Below are 19760 nucleotides of genomic sequence, written 5' to 3'. Positions count from 1 at the left end.
GCTTGTCATGGCGAATAAACTTATAGAAATCCGCAATTTGAGAACATACTTTCATACCAAAAACGCGGTGATTCGCGCCGTGGACGGTGTCGATTTAGATGTGGACGAAGGGCAAATCGTCTGCATTGTCGGAGAATCGGGCAGCGGCAAAAGCATTACCTCTCTATCCATTATGCAGCTGCTGGCAAAGCCGGCGGGGCGTATCGTTGACGGAGAGGTCTGGTTTGAAGGAAAAGATTTGACGAAGCTGGCGGAAAAGGAAATGACGGAAATTCGCGGCAATCGGATTTCGATGATCTTTCAAGAGCCAATGACTGCGTTAAATCCGGTAATGAAGGTCGGTGAGCAGATCACGGAAGTGCTGCTGCGCCACCGTTCGGTTTCCACAGCCGAAGCGAACATTAAGGCAGTAGAGATGCTGAGGTTCGTTGGAGTACCCCGGGCTGAGCACATTGTAAAAGAGTACCCGCATCAATTGTCCGGAGGCATGCGCCAACGGGTTATGATCGCGATGGCGATGGTCTGTGAGCCCAGACTGCTGATCGCGGACGAGCCGACAACTGCTTTGGACGTGACCATCCAAATTCAGGTGCTCGAGCTGATGAAAAAAATGCGGGATGAGTTGAACACGTCCATCATCTTGATTACGCATGATCTTGGCGTCGTTGCCGAGATGGCCGATCATGTAGTAGTCATGTATGCCGGTCAGGTTGTTGAAAGCGTACATGCGGATACGATTTTCGATACTCCGCTGCATCCTTACACCCAGGCGCTGCTCGCCTCCATCCCTTCATTGGATGATGAGAAGGATGTGCTGTATTCGATTCCGGGTACGGTGCCAAGCGCAGCGGCATTTCCTCCGGGCTGCCGGTTTACGGAACGCTGTGAAAGGGCGCAGCCTTCATGTGCCCGAAAACTGCCTGAATTGCGGGAAATTGAACCGGGGCATTTCGTTCGCTGCGATTTAGTCCAGAGTGGAGGCAAGCTATGAGCGAACTGCTGCTTGAAGTGAAGGATCTCAAAAAATATTTTCCGATCAAATCGGGATTTTTTCGTAAAACGGTTGGTCACGTCAAAGCTGTTGATGGGGTATCGTTCACAGTGAATGCGGGCGAAACTCTCGGCATCGTAGGAGAATCCGGCTGTGGCAAATCGACTATGGGACGCATGGTGATGCGGGTTTTGGAGCCAACGGAGGGCAGTATCCTGTTCAACGGCCAAAATATCGCGCAAATGAGCCCTGCTAGCCTGCGAAAGCTGCGCAAGGATTTTCAAATGATATTTCAAGATCCTTCTTCGTCGCTCAATCAGAAAATGACGATTCGCGATTTAATCGCAGAACCGTTTCACATCCACGGACAGACGTCCAAATCGGATATCGATCAGGAAGTGATCAAGCTTCTGGAGACAGTCGGACTCCGGTCGGGAGACCGATTCCGGCATCCGCATGAATTTTCGGGAGGCCAACGTCAACGGATCGGGATAGCCCGCGCGTTGGCGCTCAATCCGAAGCTGATCGTGGCAGACGAAGCGGTTTCCGCGCTAGATGTTTCCATTCAATCGCAGATTCTGAATCTTATGGTCGAATTAAAGCATCAATTTAATTTATCGTATATTTTTATCTCGCATAATCTCGCGGTCGTCAAACATATCAGCGACCGGGTAGGCGTGATGTATTTAGGGAACATGGTTGAGATTGCTTCCAAGCAGAGCCTGTTCCAAAAGCCGCTGCATCCTTACACGGAAGCGCTGCTCTCCGCAGCCCCAGAGCCGAAGCGAACGGTGCGGCGGGAGCGGATTATACTTCAGGGCGATGTACCAAGCCCTGCTAATCCGCCCCTTGGTTGTCCGTTCCATACACGCTGTCCCAAAGCTTTCGATCGCTGCTCTCTTGAGCGACCGTCGCTTAAAGAAGTTTTGCCCGACCACCAGGTGGCCTGCTTTTTGTATTAACCTATTTATGATACGAACCTTACCGTTCATAAGCAATAACATCGAAAAAGCACATCTTCCGGATGTGCTTTTTGCCGTAGTTAACATTCGCCCTGCCACTTACTTGCATAGACAAGTATCTTGCGAGGAGGGTGATGGCATTGAAGAAAACGGAGCCTATTTATTTTGCATTCTCATGTCGGTCTTTATGAGTGTACCGATGTCCTTTGTTATGACAGCAGTTAATGTATTACACAGAATGCACTTTTGAAATAAGACGCTTTATCCCAGAGGGCAGTTGATTTATGAATTCGGTCTGCTCTTTTTGCTGAATTTACCGATAAAAAGCTTTTGCCGCTTACCCTGCAACTAAGGTATTATAGATAAAATAGTACGACATCTGTTGGAGGTAGTAAAAGTTGAACACACAAACGATTTCTAACGGAATCTTATCTGCGCTAATGGCTTGCACGGGAGGAGCTATTCTTATAATTGATACGGCCAATGCGGCTGGCTTCAGCCGACCTCAATTGATCTCATGGATTTTTGCCGTTTATTTTATTGGAGGCTTGTTAAATCTTATTCTCCCGTTGATTTATAAAATCCCAATTGCCGGTGCTCATTCTATCACGGTTGCTGCCTTTTTAAGTACGGCTGCTGCGGGCTATTCGTTATCCGAGCTGGCAGGCAGCTATATGCTGGCGGGGGTAGTTATTGCTATCGTCGGCGTCTCGGGGCTTTTTGTCAAATGGCTTCGTTACATCCCCAGGCCGATGCTCGATGCCATGCTGGCGGGATTGGTATTGAATTACATTGTCAAAATGGTTCCTGCTTTCAAGCAGGCGCCGATAATAGGCTTATTCGCTCTAACCGGTTTTCTGGTCATGCCCAAAATCTCGCAGAAAATTCCTCCGATTATCGGTGTGCTTGCTTTCGGAATTATCGGATTATCCGTTAGCTCGTCATTTCCGCCATTGAATGAGGCCCTTTTCGTATGGCCGCAGCCTATAGCGCCTACATTTTCACTCCAAGCTTTTGTGTCCATTACGATACCTGTAGCCATCCTTATTTTGAGCAATGATATTGCTGTAGCTCTTGCTGCGTTAAAAAAAAATGACTACGAGCTGCCGGTTAATAAAGTACTGGTCATCTCAGGTTTGGCCACTTGCTTAGTCGGATTTTTTGGAGGACATGCGGCAACTGTGGGAGGTATGATGAGCGCCGTATGCAGCCAGGAAGAAGTAGGTCCACGACATAAACGATACTGGGCAGCTGTTGTTTCAGGCAGTCTTGTGCTTTTATTCGGAGTTTTTGCTTGGGGTACCGTATTGCTAATTGAGATTCTTCCGCTGCATTTTATTACGATAATTGCCGGTTTCACACTGGTTGGGGTACTGCTGAACAGCTTGCAATCTGCCTTTTCTGAGACGTCCTACCGCTATTCCACCTTGTTTGCTTTTGCAATTGCCGTATCCAACGTAACTTTTCTGGGTGTTGCTGCACCGGTCTGGTCGCTTGTATGCGGGGTGCTTATTGCCAAAATTTTAGGTGAAGGCAAATCGCCCGTAGCTCCAATTCTGGAAAAAAGCAGAGTGGTAAGCAAGTAGGCTAGCTGAGGCTAAGGTTGCTTGCTATGGAGTGTGGGGTGGACCGAAAGCTATGCAACTCCACAACGTGCTCGGGATCTGTGCGTTGGAATTTCGCTCGTGGCGGAGCGTCAATACTGGCTGAACCTAAGTACTTCATTTCGTATTCAGACAGCTCGGTTCCTTTATGTTTGGTTAATGATGCCCCTGACATCTAAAAGTGATCCAGTCTTTTCAAATTTAACCTGTGTAATGTAAAGTGGCGGTCGGTTTCTGTTCAGTGCAGCTAAATGCTAAATGCTGAATGCTTTAGATGCTGAATGCTAAATGCCTCGCTGTACCGCGAATAATAAAGATTGTATGTTAAAACACAAGTTACTCGTGAATTCGGCGTGACTATGATGTCGGGTATCCACCAAAAGTCTAACATCATCAAAAGCCTGAAGTGCCACATTTCAAGTGGAAAAGTGAACCTTGTTGACTCGTAGCGCAGTTGAATAATAGTGTGTGCCTGTTTGTTCGCCGAGTATAGATATCCATCCATCTCAATATTCAGATATATCACCTAACACAATCCTCAGTGGCTTTTCAGCGAAATATTGGGACGAGAATATGAGTTAACTGGAAAATGTCATGTTAATTATTGAATTTAATGGCATTTCTATCCCTATAACTGGAAATCCTACCGCTAATTTCTTCTATTTACCCAATTATCTTAAATATCACCTTATTTAGATGGAGAATTTCCAGTTAAATATAATTAAAACCATATATTAGTTGAATTAGCAGGAGGATTTACTGTTATTGCAAAATCACAACCCGCACAACCCGCAACCCACAAATCTATAATCCCCGAGTAAAATAAAAAACCTAATCCCGCGAGGATTAGGTTTTTAGATGTTCTCTCGCATCCTTGCGGTATTGGCCGGGCGGCATGCCTACGGCCTTCTTGAAGGTGCGCGAGAAATTTTGAGCGTTGCTGTAATGCAGACGCGAGGATATATCTTCAATGCTCATTTCGCTGTGCACCAGCCAGCTTTTTGCTTTCTCAATCCGGCTATGCAGCAGGAAGTCCGAGAAGGTCGTATCATGGACCTCCTTAAGCGCTTGCTTGCCGATTGAGGTCGGCACATTAAGTGCCTTGCAGCAGCCCTCAGGCCGCAGGTCTTCTTCATTATGCTCATGAATATATGCGGTAAGCTGCTGGGCTACCTTGAGCATATGCTCCAGATGCTCCTGCTGCAAATCAGCGTATAGCTTGTCTACGGTATTAGCTTTGAGCCAAGCGATCCATTCCTCCAGTGTCGCCAGCTGCATCAGCTCGCCCATCAGCGGTTCAGTAGGCGGTTTACGCAGCGTGCTGCCTATAGTCCGGTGGATGGAGAATACCATCTCTGTCAGCTGGCTCTGCAGCCATTGATAGCTGATGGTACGCAAACCCTGAAGCTCTCCGAGGCGGTCGATGTAGCGATAAGCAAGCTCCGGGTTAAGGGAACGCACAGCATAAATAACGTCATTCTCCAGCTCGCGGAACGAAACGGGCAGGGCAGAGGCACCACTGTCTGATTCCTCTCTGCGGAATTCTTCGATCGGGATAATTTCATTGGTCCCGGTTACAAGCTTATGCTTCAATGCATCCTCTGCTTCCTGGGATGAGAGACTCAAATACGCGTAATCTTTCCTCAACAGGCTTATGCCGATAGAAACCGTGAAGGGAAAGTATTGCTCAATGAAATCGCGTATCGTTCTTGCCGCCTCATGAATGGAGTCTTTGTACGTATCAAGCGAAGCCTCTGCGTCATCTAAAGAAAGGAGGGCAAGAAAACGGCCTTCTCCGTGTCCGGTAACGACACCTTTGCCTTTCCCGGCGATAACTTCTTGAATAACCAATGACAGGCCATAAAGAAAGTAGTACAGGTCAATTTCCGAGTATATGCCTGACATGCTTTTATATTGGTCAATTTCCACACAAAAGCAGCTGTAGCCCCCCGATAGCAGTTCTATCTGATACCGTTCGCATTTGTCTACATCCTCCTGAGACCGCAGCCCCTTTTGCAGCATATTGCGAATGAAGGCTTCGCGGATTTCCGGCGTCAGCTCCTTTACCTGCTCCTTAAGCTCATCCCTCGTTTCTTTGATACGCTGCATTTTACCGTAAATATGTTGGAATTCATCGGCCCGATGCGCAGTTTTTTTGGTTGAACTTACCGCCCCAGAGCCTGTCGAAGGCTCATCCAGAAGCGAAACAATATCTTTCCAGCCCCGCCATAGCCGGTTTGTGGAGAAGATGGTAACTAATACGGCTAGAATCAACAAAACAGCTGCCAAAATAAAGGTCACATTGCGAATGCTGTTAATTTTCGTAAAAAGCTCCTCGTTTGGGGTGGCGAAGCCGAATATCCAACCATTATAAGAAGGTGGCAAATAGGCCGTGAACAGCTTGTCCGAAGAAGGGCGACGTTCATGTAAAATTTCTGGCACCACATAAGCCATCAGTCGGGTGGTGTCCATGACTCCGCGGTTTTGCAGCAGTTGATTGTTTTCATCCAAGATGAAATAATTCCCTTTTGTTTCATTGGAAGAGCCGAGTATATGATCGAAGAACTGCTGATTCAAGTGAATGATAATGTAGAGTGTTCTCGAACCTTGAAAGATCGGCAGCTTGCGGATATAAACAGTAGTAGGAGTCTCTTTAACCGTCAAATTAAAAAAGGAGTAGTTTTTATCGGTTTGCTCAAATTTGGCGATAGCCTCCCTATAATCCTCTTGAAAAGCAGTAACCTGGTGATTGGTGCTGTATAGCTTTTTGTTGCTAATACGGTACAGAGCTATATTATCGACATCATCCATTGAAGTTTGCATACGCAGCATGGTTTCGAGCAGCTTTAGAATCTCAAGATTATTTTCTTCTTCTCCCGGCATGATGAGCGATTCCAGGGCGGGAAGCTTTTCGAATTGCAGCACGGATTGATCGATTTGCTTGAAGTAGTTTTGGACTCGATCCTGCGTACGCTGCAAGGACACGTGGTAGGCGCTCTGCACCTCCTGTACCAAAGTATCTGTAGCTATCCGGTACACCGCGTAACCCATGGCTGTGATGCAGAGGGAGGTCAGAAGCAGCATGATGATGAGTGTTTGCGCTTTTTTGGAATGTTGAAGACGCACAGAGCGCCCCCCTTTCTATTTAAAAATATAACGGTAAGATTATAGCATGAACAGTATCATTTTGTGCAAATGAGCGATTTGGCAATAATGATAAAGAGAAACAATAAGGGAGCTTTACCCGATTTTACGTCTGGTTATATGGTCATTTGAGCTATTTGTAGCTATTTTGCGGAATTGATCGTTGCCGAAGCTGCTTGAAGAAAGGTACATTGATGGCGAAGGCAAAAGAGCAAGCATCTACATAGACCATTTACAATTGAAAATGAAAAGGGGAATAAACAATGACAGTTAATAGCAAGACTTACTGGAAACGTGCTGCCAGCACATTGTTGGTTACTGCATTAGTAGGAGTAACCGCAGCCTGCGGAAGCAACACTTCAGATAAGCCTCAAACCGGTGGGGCTGCAAAAGCGCCAACAGGTCCAGTGAAGCTGAAGCTGGCTTATGATTCCGGCAACACGATTCCAAGTACCTCGGCAGATAGTAATGAAGCGATGAAATATTTGCAAGATAAGCTGGGGATACAATTCGATCTCACAGTAAATGCCTGGGAAATCTATAAAGAGAAGATCCGTGTACAAATTGCGTCCGGAGATGTTCCAGATGCGTTTGCATGGAGAACGATGGATGATTTTATTGTAGGCATGATTAAGGCTGGGGAAATTGTACCGTTGGATGAATACATCGATAAGTATCCGAATTTGAAGAAGCAAAAGGATCTGTACCTGACCAAATATCAAAATAAGACGTATGCGATTGCGAATGTGCGTAACCCGGTTGCCTCTGGCGATGCTCCACTGATTCGTCAGGATTGGCTGGATGCTTTGGGATTGCAGGCGCCAAAAACAATGGACGATCTGTACAATGTAGCCAAAGCATTTTCCTTCAACGATCCGGATAAAAATGGAAAAAAAGATACGTACGGCATCCAGATTGGATTTGGAGCTAATGCATTTATAGGAGTTAGCGGCTTACAAGAGCCATTCGGCATTCAAGATAAATGGGTGAAGCAGGCCGATGGTAAATACATCCCTTATTTCGCGACTCCGGCCTTCAAGGAATATTTGACCTGGATGAATAAAGCATTCAAAGATGGCCTGATTGATCCGGATTTCGCGGTAACGGATGGCAAAACAGCTGAATCCAAGGTGGTCAGCAAAGGTCAGTCCGGGATTTTCTTCCATTACATGTCCCGTGTAAACGATTTTGAAGATAACTTTAAGAAAGCGAACCCGAATGCCAAGCTGATGCCTTTTGAACCTGTAAAAGGTCCTGCTGGACTGCAAGGGGCTACAGGTCGCGTGGAATATGGAGGCTTGTTCGTTTCTAAAAAAGCGGCTCAAGATCCGGCGAAAATGCAAAAGCTTATGGAATGGCTCGACTTCGGAGCAAGTCCAGAAGGCCAAACTTTCAACCTGTATGGTGCCGAAGGTATTCATTTTACGAAAAAAGATGGCAAGAATGAAGTGAAAAGCGAGCTGATTTCTCGTGATATGCCGGGTACATTCCTCAGAACATTGCCTATGCAGCCTACGGAAGAAATGTTCGTGAGCAAGAAAAACTCCGAGGAAGCTCAAAAAATTGTTATAAATGGAAATAAAATGTTAGAAATGTTTTTGAAAATCCCAACACCTATGGATTTCGCGTTCTCCCCTGTCGGTTCGAAATATAGGGCGGAGGCCGATGCTTTTATCAACACCAACATAGTGAAAGTCATTATGGGCAATACGGAAGTGAAGGATTGGGATGGCGTTGTGAAGCAATGGTACGACCGTTTTGAAGGCGCTAAATGGATTGAGGAAATTGCAGCTACTGCAGGTAAATAAATGAAGCAGCACAGGGGTGCGTGTCAGATCAGCGGCACGTACCCGAGCTTTCTATAGGGAGTGATGGATAATGACAACTAGGACGGAAGCCGCATACCCAGGAAGAAGACCGGCGGCCGCTGCCCGCACTGGGAGCGGTAAGCTGTGGAAGAAGCTATGGACGGACCGTTACTTATATTTGCTGGCTCTGCCCGGAATGGCTTTTATTTTACTTTTTGATTATGTTCCGATGTACGGAATTGTTCTTGCCTTTCAGGATTATAACCCGTTTGCAGGTATTCTCCATAGTGATTGGGTCGGTTTCGCCCATTTTGAGCGCCTATTTAAGCATCCGGATTTTTGGTTGGTTTTGCGTAATACTCTGGTAATCAGTTTAATGAATTTGGTGCTATTTTTCCCGACACCGATTGTATTGGCATTGCTGCTTAATGAGATACGGTTAAAATGGTTCCAGCGGACGATACAAACGATAATTTATTTGCCTCACTTCGTATCATGGGTTGTCATTTGCTCGCTAACGATCACCTTGATGAACTCGGAAGGGCTGGTTACACAGATTGTCCATGCATTGGGCTTTCCGAAGGTGCAGCTGCTGCTCGATAAACAGCTGTTCTGGGGTATGATTACGCTGCAAAGCATTTGGAAGGAAGCCGGCTGGGGGACGATTATTTTCCTTGCGGCGCTGGCAGGTATTAATCCCGAGCTGTATGAGGCGGCGCGTGTGGACGGAGCAAACCGTTGGCATCAGATGAAATCGATTACGATTCCCGCGTTGATGAACACAGTTGTTGTGCTGCTGTTATTGCGGATTGGACATATTATGAGCCTTTCGTTCGACCAGCTGTACATGATGGGTAACCCAATGGTGAGCGATGTGGCTGAAGTATTTGATACCTATGTATTTAAAGCCGGAGTTCTTCAAGGCAACTTCAGCTTTGCGGCAGCGGTAGGGTTGTTTAAATCGGCAGTAGGGCTTGTTCTAATACTTGGCTCCAACTTTTTAGCTAAAAAGACGAGTGATAACTATTTATTCTAGATGCGGTTCAACAAACTTCCAGGGAGGAGACAATCGATGAAAAGGCAGAAAAGTTCAGGATTCGAAGTGATTAACTACGCGCTCCTGGGATTAATGGCGTTATTGATGATATTTCCATTCTGGAATGTATTGGTAATGTCATTTTCGACATCTCATTTGGTGTATGAGGGTCAGCTGTTGTTTTGGCCTAAGCAATGGACGACGGCAGCCTACAACGTAGTATTTCAAAACCGTCAGTTCATTCAAACGCTGCAAAATACTGTATTTATAACCATTGTAGGCACAGTCATAAGTATGATACTGACAACGACTCTAGCGTATCCGCTATCCAAACGGACGGTTAAGGGTGCAAGTGTAATGCTGTTTATCGCCTTTTTCACAATGCTGTTCAATGGAGGAATTATCCCTTCTTATTTACTGGTTAAGCAGCTAGGTATGCTCAACTCGCTATGGTCCTTAATCATTCCAAGTGCGCTGAGCGTGTTTAACCTGATGATTATGGTCAGCTTCTTCCGTTCACTTCCATCCGAGCTGGAGGAGTCGGCCAAGATGGACGGATGTAACGATATCGGAGTACTGCTGCGTATCATTGTACCGATTTCACTTCCGGTTATTGCGACTTTGACATTGTTTTATGCGGTCTCCAAGTGGAATATATTTTTCCAAGCGGTTATGTACAACAGTGATGTCAGTAAAATGACGATGCAGGTGCTGCTGCGGCAAATTTTGGTCCAGATGACCAGCGATGCCGTGGATGCGGCAATGTCGGGAGATACTCCGAAGATTGGCGTGACGGTCAAAATGGCGATGATTATAATCGCAACGGTACCGATTCTATTGATTTATCCGTTCCTGCAAAAGTATTTTGCCAAAGGTGCGATGATTGGTTCGGTGAAAGGGTAGGCCTGATGAAAGGAATGAATTCTGTTTCGTAAAAGTGGAACGCAGAATATGTGTTTACGCTGCGAGTCTAGCTGAAGCGAAACTATTGGGAGGTTGCAATAAGGATGGACAGAGAAAGATTGTTGAGCAAGGCGCAACAGGTATACGAATATATGGTCACCGCACCTGAGAGCGATTGGCAGCGCAACATGTACAATTGGGACTGGAAGCCAGGCGTTGGTCTGGTCGCCGCGGTGAAGTATGGCGAAGTGATCGGTCAGTCAAAGGAGGTTCGCGAATATTTGTGGCGCTGGATGCAGGACAACCGCCACAAGGCGGCGCAGCAGCGCGTCATTAACTCGACAGCGCCATTCGCCGCGCTGACGGAAATGCTGCGCAGCGAGCCGGAGGCCGTGGCGGAGTGGATGCCGCTCGTGCGTGAGCACGGCGAGTGGCTCATGCACGAAGCGCCGCGGACGAAGGAAGGCGGCTTCGAGCACACAGTGACCGAAGGCGTCGACTTCCCGGAGCAGCTGTGGGCCGACACGCTGGTAGTCGGCGCACTGTTCCTGGCGCGGCTGGCGTCGCTGACTGGCGACGAGGCGATGGCGCAGGAAGCCGTGAAGCAGGTCGTCGTTCATCTGCAGATTCTGCAGGATGAGGCGACGGGCGTGCTGTTCCATGGCTTCGATGGGCTGCACCGCAGCCACATGTCGGCGGCGCGCTGGGGCCGCGCCAACGCTTGGGTGGCTTTCGGCGTGCCGGAGATCATCGCCGAGGTGAAGCATTTGGCTTATATCCCGCCCGAAGTGGGCGAGCGGTATACGGCGCTGGTGCAGGGCTTGGTCCGGCTTCAGACAGCTAACGGTATGTGGCATACCGTGATGGACCGGCCGGACTTTTATCTTGAGACGTCGGCGACGGCGGGTATCGCCTACGGCTTTGCGCTTGCGCTGCGCAGCGGCTTGATCGCCGATGCGGCGCTGCAGGCCGAGCTTCGCGAGGCCGTGCGCAAGGCGGCCGACGCGGTCATGATCCACGTCGATGTATACGGCGCCGTGCATGGGGTGTCCGGCGGCACGCCGGTTATGCCAACGGTGGAAGCATACAACGAAGTGAAGATTACGCCAACACCGTATGGGCAAGCATTGGCTCTGCTGCTGATCAGTGAGCAGCTTGATTCCCACGAAAATGAGATTTAAACAAACTAGAGGCAGGTTTTCCAGCCAGTGTAAAAGATTGATTTTAGTGAAAGCCTTTTTTTAATACTTACAATTGGGGGGAGCCGCTGTTTACTTCCCCTTGATTTTCTGTACTCATAAACATGTATACGGGAGGGAAAATAAGATGAAACAAGGGAAAATAGCTGGAAAACGGAAATCTTGGGGAGCGGCCATACTCGCAATGCTGGTGTCGCTATCCGCTTTTACAAGCGTGTCAGCTGCAGCGGCTGTAACCATCACGCCGGATGCGAATCTTTTTTTGGATAGAGTAGACCGAGTGTACCCGAATGTAAACGCAGCGGAAAAACAACTGAATTTTTTCAAAACCAATCTGCTCGCCAATCAACAGCCAGACGGTAGAACAGATAACTTTCCGCAGAAAGTGACTGTCAGCAACGGAAACCTTTTGACTGGTAACATTGTTTTGAATATGGGCTTTGAAGCAGGGACTTCTTCTGCAGGAGCACCCGATAGCTGGAGCTATTCAGGAGCAGCACAATTCACTTGGGTAAATGATGTGCAAGCTGCTTTTGAAGCTGCAAGAATGGTCAAAATGGAAGCGCTATCAGAGAGCGGCGGTGTTCTAACACAAACCATTGCGAATCCGCTCAACGTACTGGTCGATTATGTGACTCCAGCGACTGTAACATTAAAGCCTAACAGTTTGATGCTGTTTAGCGCTTTTGTGAAAAAGGAGCAGGTAACCGGTTCTGGCCAAGGTGTGTACGCGAAGGTTTCCTTTAAGGATGCCAACGGTACCGTGCTTGAAGTCCCTTATGTATTTACTGAAGGTGGCGGTGGCAAAGGTACACAGGATTGGACGGAAATTCGCGGTTTGGTAACAGTACCCTCTGTGCAGCCAGACAGCATTATTGTGGAAGCCGGCTTGGATGGAGCGTCAGGAACGGTCTACTGGGATGGCGTCAGACTGATGCGATTAGATACATCGATTTCCACAGCAGCCGGATCAGCTGGCGTTCAGGTCGGGAACAAAGGAGCGGCAGCGATTCCGAATGCTAATTTCGATGCAACGCCTGCCTGGACAGAGAATCAACTGAATGGAACTAAGGCGACGATAGATCAAAAGACCTCCAGCGGTTTGTCGGGTAAAGGGGCGCAGATCGTTTCTTCTTCGATAAGTACAGTCGCTTCGGTTAGTATGCTGGCTAAGGCTTCATCTAATGGAACACGGCAATTTGGCGGCGACTATCGGGTATTTTCCGTCAAGTACAAAACATTGCCTGGATTCACGGCAGCAGACGGACGTGGAGTGGCAGCAAAAATCAGCTATAACGATAAAGATGGGCTGCTAGTGGGCAGCAAAATATTTTATGGCAGTGCTACAGAAGGAAGCTGGAAAGAACTAAGCGGTATTTTTGATGCGGAATATCCGACCTACACGATGACTTTTGAGTTGATGCTGGATCAGGCTGCGGGAACCGTTATTTTTGACAATGCATCGTTTATCGGTATGGATCAACAAAACAGCAGCACAGAAGCGGGCTTTGGAGCTGCAGGCATATTTGCATATATGTGGAGGCTGTCGGGTAAAACGGATGAGCTGTTAGCTAAGCAAGCAAGGAAAGCTCTCGATTTCTATTTACATAACCGTGTTCAGTCGATTGATAATCCGGCTAATTCGGATAAGCTTTTGACAGGTGCGAAGAATAGTGGAGAAGCTTATGTGCCGTATTATGTCAGCGGGAGCACAACGGGTGCAGACTATCCGACAACTGCATTTGGTCTTCATAATTTGGCGAGCACGTTGAAATATGGTCAAGAGTTGTTCACGACGGAGCAGCTGGCTGAGGGCAAGGAAAAGGCTTATTCCATGTGGAAATGGCTAACCCGGGTAACCAAATTCAGCACGCAAAAATCGCAGAACCAAGCCCTTGTAGCGCTGTTGGGTGGTATTGAGTTGGCGGTGTTGTATGACGATCAGGCACTGAAAAACGAAATTTATGATTATTATACAAAAGGAATTCCTGGAACGAACCTGCCGAATGAAGGAGGGTTTCGGAAAGAGGCACGGCAGGAGGTGGATGGCAAACATATTTTTTATGAGGTAAACGGGTTTGATGTTAGCTACGCAGGCGTATCACTGAGCGATTTGGCTGAAATTATCAATGAGATTCCCGATCAGGATGCTGGCTTTAAGGATTTCAAAAGCATCATTCATGCGGATGGCATGGAAATGGCACAATATTTCAACTCGCGGCTTTCTGCCGATGGTTGGATTTTCGCAGGCTCGCGGCATAACGAGGGCGGCGGCTCCAGCTTTAACATGGGTAACTTTTCAGGCTTATCGTATTGGGCTCAAGAGTTGAATTCGGATTTGGGGCGTTTTTTGATCAAAGGCCCGAGTGCCTTAATTCCATCCTACGGAGAAACGGCCAATCTGGGTCATATTGCGGTACACGGTCCAATAGCGTTGCACCATATGCTGCAAAAATACACATGGGTTTCTACTGAGCAGCAGAAGCTGGAGGACTATACTTTCCGTAAAGGCAAAGTGTCGGCTTATTTCAAAAATGATAACCGGCAGCCTCTGACAATCTCCGTATCCGGAACCGATTTTACTGAAAATTTGATTGATTCCGGTACTGTAACCCCAACGGGACCTAAGATTGATCGGGTTATGGGGATGTATTTTAAAGATGGCAATGATCAGTGGCTATACGATGATGTGAAAGCTTCGACCTCGAATATGGCAACGCCTAACTATTATGTTCGCAAAGATACGGGTGTCACCACTTCTACTTCGAACGTTACGAAGCAGTATTACATTACTAACGGAACGTCGCTCTATAATGTATTGGCGGTACAATTCAGCTCCGATCAAAGCTACAAATCGCTGAATCAGTTGATTGGTCTGCCTTATATGTCAGTACCCGATTATCCCTATGTGCCTGGCAGCATCGACCCTAACATGGTGCGGATCAATGGAATATATGCAAGCGATGGCTCTCCCTTGCTTGATTTGACGCAAGATTCGGGAGAGGCTTCGGCTAGTGAAGTTCGTGCTGGCAAGGCCCAAATAAACGGCTGGCCGGGCTTGAAGGTTGTTAACGCGCCTGCGGGTGGTACGGCAAAGCCAACATGGCTATCGAGCGCTGACATTAACCAACTGAACGCCGGATTCACCACAACTAACGGCAAGGTTATGGATGATCTTTACTCGAAGGCGCTCTGGGATCCGACAAATGTTAGAACGTCTGATAATAACGGAGTTATTGTTCAATTTGCTAACTCGGATAAGTTTATGGTCAAGCTGACCGATTCGGCAGCTCCCGCTGCTTACAAGGCTGGAGAATGGGTTTATTTTGTGGCCAAATATGCTCCTGATAGTGAGACGGGCAGCTTTTCCGTAACTCCTGTGCAGACTTATTCTACACGCAGCGATGTTTTGCAGGCTATTACCGTTGAGGATGAGGGTATGAAGTTGGTGCTAAGCGGAGGCAATGATTTATTTATTGATAAGCAAGCAGGGATGATTCGGTTCAACGGCAATCCGGCTGCAGCCTCTGAGCTGGCTAATCTGTGGAAGGAGCAGGGCAAGACCCTGGCTAACGATAGAGTGAATTTCCCTTATCTGTACGATTTGAACGGAGATGGGATCATTTCCATTGTGGATCTGTCTCTGCTCGGGCTGTACATCAATAAACAATAAGGAAGGAGGCTTGGTTCAATGAGACATTTAATAAAATTTCCGATGGCAGCTGCCATGCTGCTAATGATCGCGGTTCTGCTGTCTGTAGTTACAGGTGCGTCTTCAGTGGTATTTGGAGCTGTACCGTCTTCATTATCCGTGGATGAGAGCTTCGACAATTATCCGTCGGGCACTTTGAGCGGAGCGAATTGGGGCACTACAACGGCTTCAGGTTCGGTGATGGTCGAGGAGGATGCCAGTAATGCCAATAATAAGAGTGTCAAAATTACAAAAACTAATATGACTGGCACTGTAAATGCGGATCGCAAAAATATTAGCTTAACCGGTCAACTTGTTGTCGATTATCGCGTTAAGAGCGATGAGGTTGAGGGTAATAAGTCGGCTCCCTATATTAATAACGCTACTCAGACAGGCGTCAATATCTCTCTGGATGCAGGCAGCATAAAGGCTTACAACGGTACGACCAATGCCAAGCTGCAAGCTTTCACAGCGGGTACCTGGTATCAAATTCAGCTTGTGCTGGACACGAATACAAGCAAGTTTGATATGTATGTTGACGGTAAGTTGGTGGCATCCCAGTTTTCTTTTAGGACTACTGGAGCTAGTCCATTAACGTATATTCGTTTTGCCATTGGCTCTAATCAGGTTGGAACCGTCTCCTTCGATGACTTGAGAGTAACTGAGGTGCCAACTACTATAGAGCTGGAAGCCCCATATGGGCTTGTGATTGGCCATACTCATACATCCAAGGTAACTTCCAACTATCCGGATGGAACGAGCGGCGATGTTACAAAGGCAGCTTGGTATGATTCCTCCAACACGGCGATAGCCCAGGTGGATGCCAAAGGGGTTGTAACGGCCAAAGGCATCGGGTCTGCGGTCATTACCGCCCATTATGCCGGAAAAACCACTTCAACAATCATTGAAGTCGCTAGTGACGTGGTGCTTAATGGCCTGCAGATGGATGCAGAAGTCTATAGCATTCAGCATGGATCCGAGCGTGCGACTGTAGTAACAGCTGTTTATTCCAATGGATTGAGAAATGTCACAGCTGCTGCGGGGTATTCTTCGAATAACCCGTCCATAGCTACGGTTAGTGGAACAGGACTTGTTACCGGCAAAAGTCCGGGAACTACTGTAATCACAGCCACTTATGGGGGGAAATCGGCATCGGCTACAGTGACGGTAATTCCTGTGCTTACAAAGCTCCAATTGGATACAGGCGTATACAGTTTACATGCTGGCGCCTCACATAAAACGGTTGTTTCAGCCGTTTATTCGGATCAAAGCGTTAGAGATGTATCTTTATCTTCTGCTTACATGAGCACCAATTCATCTGTTGCCTGGGTAGATCGCGCGGGTACGGTAACAGGAGTATCCGCAGGTACCTCCGTAATCACAGCTACTTACGGCGGTAAATCTGTATCCTCTAATGTGGCTGTCAGTTCGGTGAAACTGGATTCAGATGGCTACGTGCTGCAGCCAGGCACTATCCGTCAAACGAACGTACTTCTTCAGGCCCCCGATGGTTCTGAACTTAATGTTTCCGGATTAGCCGGCTTCAGCTCCTCTAATCCAGCGGTTGCGGAGGTAGATGCAGCAGGTAAAGTAACGGGCAAGAAGGACGGCTCGACGGTTATAACAGCTGTATACGGACAGAGCCGTGCTGTAGCTAATGTAACAGTGAGCTCAACCGGCTATAGTTCTCAAGTAATTGTTCCTAGCACTGGTAAAGGCAGTCTACAGGTTCATTTGTGGGCTTTGGGGGCCGATCCGGTATATGGGATCCAGTCTGGCTTTGATTTTGATCCTACTGTGTTGAAGCTAGAGGGAATTGCAACAGAGCTTTTCGAAGGAGATGTGATAGAGATTGATGCAGCCAGCCTTGTCAACGTTGACGGTAAGCTGACAGGCTTTAGAAGTGTAACGGTACAGGGAAGCCACATTGCGTATGCGGCTACTCGCATTGGATTGGATGCTGCTAGTGGAGCCAAGCCTTATGCAACGCTGAAATTCAAAGTTCTGAATGCAAGCCAAGATACACAGCTGCAAATAAGCGGTACTGCAGCTGCTGCTCTGGCAGGCAATAGCATAGTCCAAGCCGCATTAACTGGTGTTACGGCTACCTTTGACTCGGAACCGCCTCCAGCTGGAGGCGACACCATCCCACCAAGTGCACCCGTTGTAAGCGTAAGCGGGAAGACTCAAACCAGCGTCAGCTTAGGCTGGACAGAAGCAGCGGATAACGTGGGTGTTGTGGGTTATAAAGTATATGTAAACAATGGAACAGCGGCAGCAGCAACAGTAACAGGATTGACCTATACATTCACAGGCCTGATGCCAAGCACTTCTTACACTTTTGTTGTTAAGGCTGTGGATGCAGCAGGTAATATAAAAGCGAGTAATGAAGTAAGCGTGAAGACGGATTCGTCAGCTCCACCGCTTGACACCATCCCACCAAGTGCACCCGTTGTAAGCGTAAGCGGGAAGACTCAAACCAGCGTCAGCTTAAGCTGGACAGAAGCAAAGGATAATGTTGGTGTTGTGGGTTATAAAGTATATGTAAACAATGGAACAGCGGCAGCAGCAACAGTAACAGGATTGACCTATACACTCACAGGCCTGATGCCAGGCACTTCTTACACTTTTGTTGTTAAGGCTGTGGATGCAGCAGGCAACTTATCGGAAGGAGCGGCAATCAGCGTACTTACATCTACGTATTCTTCTAACCATTCCAACGGTGGAGGCGGAAGTGCTCCAGTTGGACCTCAATCGGAAGATAAGCAAAATGTGAAACTCACTGATCTGAAGCCGGATATCAACGGTAAGTTTGTTCTAGAGATGGGAATTGGCAAGAAGCAGTTAATGTTGCCGGTCGAAGCTATTAATGCTTTGAAATCGCAAAGCGGTAAGCTTGAAATTCAATCAGAGAAAGGGACTGTGAGCATTCCGCTTGATATATTAAAGTCATTAACAGCACTACTTGGAAGTGAAGCGGCGGCTAAGGATGCACAGATTTCATTCATACTAAGCGCTATGGATAAGCAATCTGCAGAAAGCATGGCAGCTTCAGCGTTAAAAACTAAGGATGCTCTCGTAAAATCAGTGAGCGAAGTGCTGCGGTTCGAGCTGTCTATTTTTACCAAGGATGGCGTGGAGAAGAAACTGCCTTTCTTCAATGAGCCTATTGAGATAAAGATTCCTTATGTTGGCAGCTCAGGTCTTAAAGAACAGCTGCTTGGTGTCTACTACCTTAACGAGCAAACTAAGGAGTGGGAATATGTAGGTGGGCGTATTGATGCTGTGAACAAACAAATCACTGTGAAACTAAGCCATTTCAGCGTATATACGGTGCTGGAATACAATAAAACCTATATAGATGTGCCTTCCGGACATTGGGGATTTGATGCCGTAAACGTACTTTCGGCCAAACACATTGTCAATGGCATAGATGCCGAGCATTTTGCACCGACAGCATCTACAACCCGTGCTGAATTTGCGGCGCTGCTTGTCCGATCTCTAGGATTATCTGCAAAAGCTGCTGCAGCCTTGCCCTTCAACGATGTACCGTCCAATGCATGGTATACGGAAGCTGTAGCGGCAGCTTATGAAGCGAAGCTTATTGGAGGCCGTACGGCTGCAACATTCGCTCCCGATGATAAGCTAAGCCGAGAAGAAATGGCGGTCATGCTGGTAAGAGCTTATGAAGTGGCTGCCAAGGGACAAAAGCTGCAAGCTGATTCGAGCAGCAGCTTCACGGATGCAAACAAAGTATCGAGCTGGGCAATTGAAGCCGTCCAGGCAGCTGCCTCAGCAAGACTGCTGAATGGTACGGGGGACGGCGAATTCCAACCGACTCTGTGGACGAATAGGGCAGAAACCGCTCAGGCCCTTGCGAATTTGCTCGGCCTATTGCAATAACCGATAACAAGCTGCAGGTCCATCTATTAAAACGAGAAGGAGCTGTCCCAAAAGACATTTTGAGACAACCCCTCCACCATTTTATCCTGAATATATGGTTGCAAAAGAGCCCTCAATTCCACTTTAATAGTTGAAGGCTCTTTTACACACTCTTGTGTATTCAGTGACGCATAAGATGAGGTAGCTTTCCAACGCGTGCTAATCGCGGGTATCGGGTTCGTGGTTCATGGTTCATGGTTCGGTTACGGCATTGCATGGCAGTCTTGCGCACTCTAAGCTATTATCAGGAAAATGTCAAGTTAGTTACTCCGAAAATAGCGTACCAAGTCTTATAGCTGGAATTTCTCATGCTAATTCTACGTATTTTGGCTGATATCCACCATAGTCCCTCTATTAGAGTTAGTTTTTCCAGTTAGATTGATTTAAGGTGATATCGACGCTGGATTAGCGTGAGGAGTTCCCTCTATTTCTTTTCTTTCCGCAGCCGCCCGACAAATCCTGGTCTCCTCTAGATTGAAA

Annotated in this window: 10 protein-coding genes; 9 read left to right on the top strand and 1 reads right to left on the bottom strand. The window is 47.4% G+C overall.

Annotated elements, in window-relative coordinates:
- Positions 1 to 7: 7 nt before the first annotated feature.
- The 3 genes from NV381_RS01965 to NV381_RS01955 all read left to right on the top strand — a co-directional run bounded on the left by NV381_RS01965 (position 8) and on the right by NV381_RS01955 (position 3539).
- A complete protein-coding gene (locus tag NV381_RS01965) occupies positions 8 to 991 on the top strand; it encodes an ABC transporter ATP-binding protein (RefSeq protein ID WP_258211564.1) in 984 nt (327 codons plus the stop codon).
- A complete protein-coding gene (locus NV381_RS01960; protein ID WP_258211563.1) occupies positions 988 to 1953 on the top strand; it encodes an ABC transporter ATP-binding protein in 966 nt (321 codons plus the stop codon). The genes NV381_RS01965 and NV381_RS01960 overlap by 4 nt, the downstream gene beginning before the upstream one ends.
- Positions 1954 to 2351: 398 nt before the next feature.
- A complete protein-coding gene (locus NV381_RS01955; protein WP_258211562.1) occupies positions 2352 to 3539 on the top strand; it encodes a benzoate/H(+) symporter BenE family transporter in 1188 nt (395 codons plus the stop codon).
- An 864-nt stretch (positions 3540 to 4403) separates the two neighbouring features.
- Here NV381_RS01955 and NV381_RS01950 read toward each other — a convergent pair.
- A complete protein-coding gene (locus NV381_RS01950) occupies positions 4404 to 6683 on the bottom strand; it encodes a helix-turn-helix domain-containing protein (protein WP_258211561.1) in 2280 nt (759 codons plus the stop codon).
- 281 nt (positions 6684 to 6964) lie between these two features.
- On the opposite strand from NV381_RS01950, the gene NV381_RS01945 reads away from it, so the two are divergent.
- From NV381_RS01945 to NV381_RS01920, 6 genes are all read left to right on the top strand, one after another.
- The gene (locus NV381_RS01945; RefSeq protein ID WP_258211560.1) at positions 6965 to 8509 is read left to right on the top strand and encodes an extracellular solute-binding protein; all 1545 of its coding nucleotides are present in this window, start codon (positions 6965 to 6967) and stop codon (positions 8507 to 8509) included.
- A 70-nt stretch (positions 8510 to 8579) separates the two neighbouring features.
- Positions 8580 to 9545, top strand: coding sequence for an ABC transporter permease (locus NV381_RS01940; RefSeq protein WP_258211559.1), 966 nt, complete (start codon positions 8580 to 8582; stop codon positions 9543 to 9545).
- Between the two features lie 36 nt (positions 9546 to 9581).
- Complete coding sequence (locus tag NV381_RS01935) at positions 9582 to 10448, top strand: carbohydrate ABC transporter permease (RefSeq protein ID WP_258211558.1); 867 nt, start codon at positions 9582 to 9584, stop codon at positions 10446 to 10448.
- A gap of 104 nt (positions 10449 to 10552) precedes the next feature.
- Complete coding sequence (locus tag NV381_RS01930) at positions 10553 to 11629, top strand: glycoside hydrolase family 88/105 protein (RefSeq protein ID WP_258211557.1); 1077 nt, start codon at positions 10553 to 10555, stop codon at positions 11627 to 11629.
- Between the two features lie 145 nt (positions 11630 to 11774).
- Positions 11775 to 15320, top strand: a complete 3546-nt coding sequence (locus NV381_RS01925; protein ID WP_258211556.1) for a hypothetical protein — start codon at positions 11775 to 11777, stop codon at positions 15318 to 15320.
- An 18-nt stretch (positions 15321 to 15338) separates the two neighbouring features.
- Positions 15339 to 19241 carry an S-layer homology domain-containing protein gene (locus NV381_RS01920; protein WP_258211555.1) on the top strand — a complete coding sequence of 1301 codons (3903 nt, stop codon included), beginning with the start codon at positions 15339 to 15341 and terminating at the stop codon, positions 19239 to 19241.
- The last annotated feature ends 519 nt before the right edge of the window (positions 19242 to 19760 follow it).

The organism is Paenibacillus radicis (ex Xue et al. 2023) (assembly GCF_024722015.1).
Classification (GTDB): Bacteria; Bacillota; Bacilli; order Paenibacillales; family NBRC-103111; genus Paenibacillus_S.
The sequence above is the reverse complement of the archived record's forward strand: the minus strand, read 5'-3'. Positions and strand labels throughout refer to the sequence as shown.

What these genes read in the sequence shown, in the direction of transcription:
- NV381_RS01965 (WP_258211564.1), top strand. Translation starts at nt 8, where the DNA reads ATGGCGAATAAACTTATAGAAATCCGCAATTTGAGAACATACTTTCAT.
- NV381_RS01920 (WP_258211555.1), top strand. Translation starts at nt 15,339, where the DNA reads ATGAGACATTTAATAAAATTTCCGATGGCAGCTGCCATGCTGCTAATG.
- NV381_RS01930 (WP_258211557.1), top strand. Translation starts at nt 10,553, where the DNA reads ATGGACAGAGAAAGATTGTTGAGCAAGGCGCAACAGGTATACGAATAT.
- NV381_RS01940 (WP_258211559.1), top strand. Translation starts at nt 8,580, where the DNA reads ATGACAACTAGGACGGAAGCCGCATACCCAGGAAGAAGACCGGCGGCC.
- NV381_RS01960 (WP_258211563.1), top strand. Translation starts at nt 988, where the DNA reads ATGAGCGAACTGCTGCTTGAAGTGAAGGATCTCAAAAAATATTTTCCG.
- NV381_RS01925 (WP_258211556.1), top strand. Translation starts at nt 11,775, where the DNA reads ATGAAACAAGGGAAAATAGCTGGAAAACGGAAATCTTGGGGAGCGGCC.
- NV381_RS01935 (WP_258211558.1), top strand. Translation starts at nt 9,582, where the DNA reads ATGAAAAGGCAGAAAAGTTCAGGATTCGAAGTGATTAACTACGCGCTC.
- NV381_RS01945 (WP_258211560.1), top strand. Translation starts at nt 6,965, where the DNA reads ATGACAGTTAATAGCAAGACTTACTGGAAACGTGCTGCCAGCACATTG.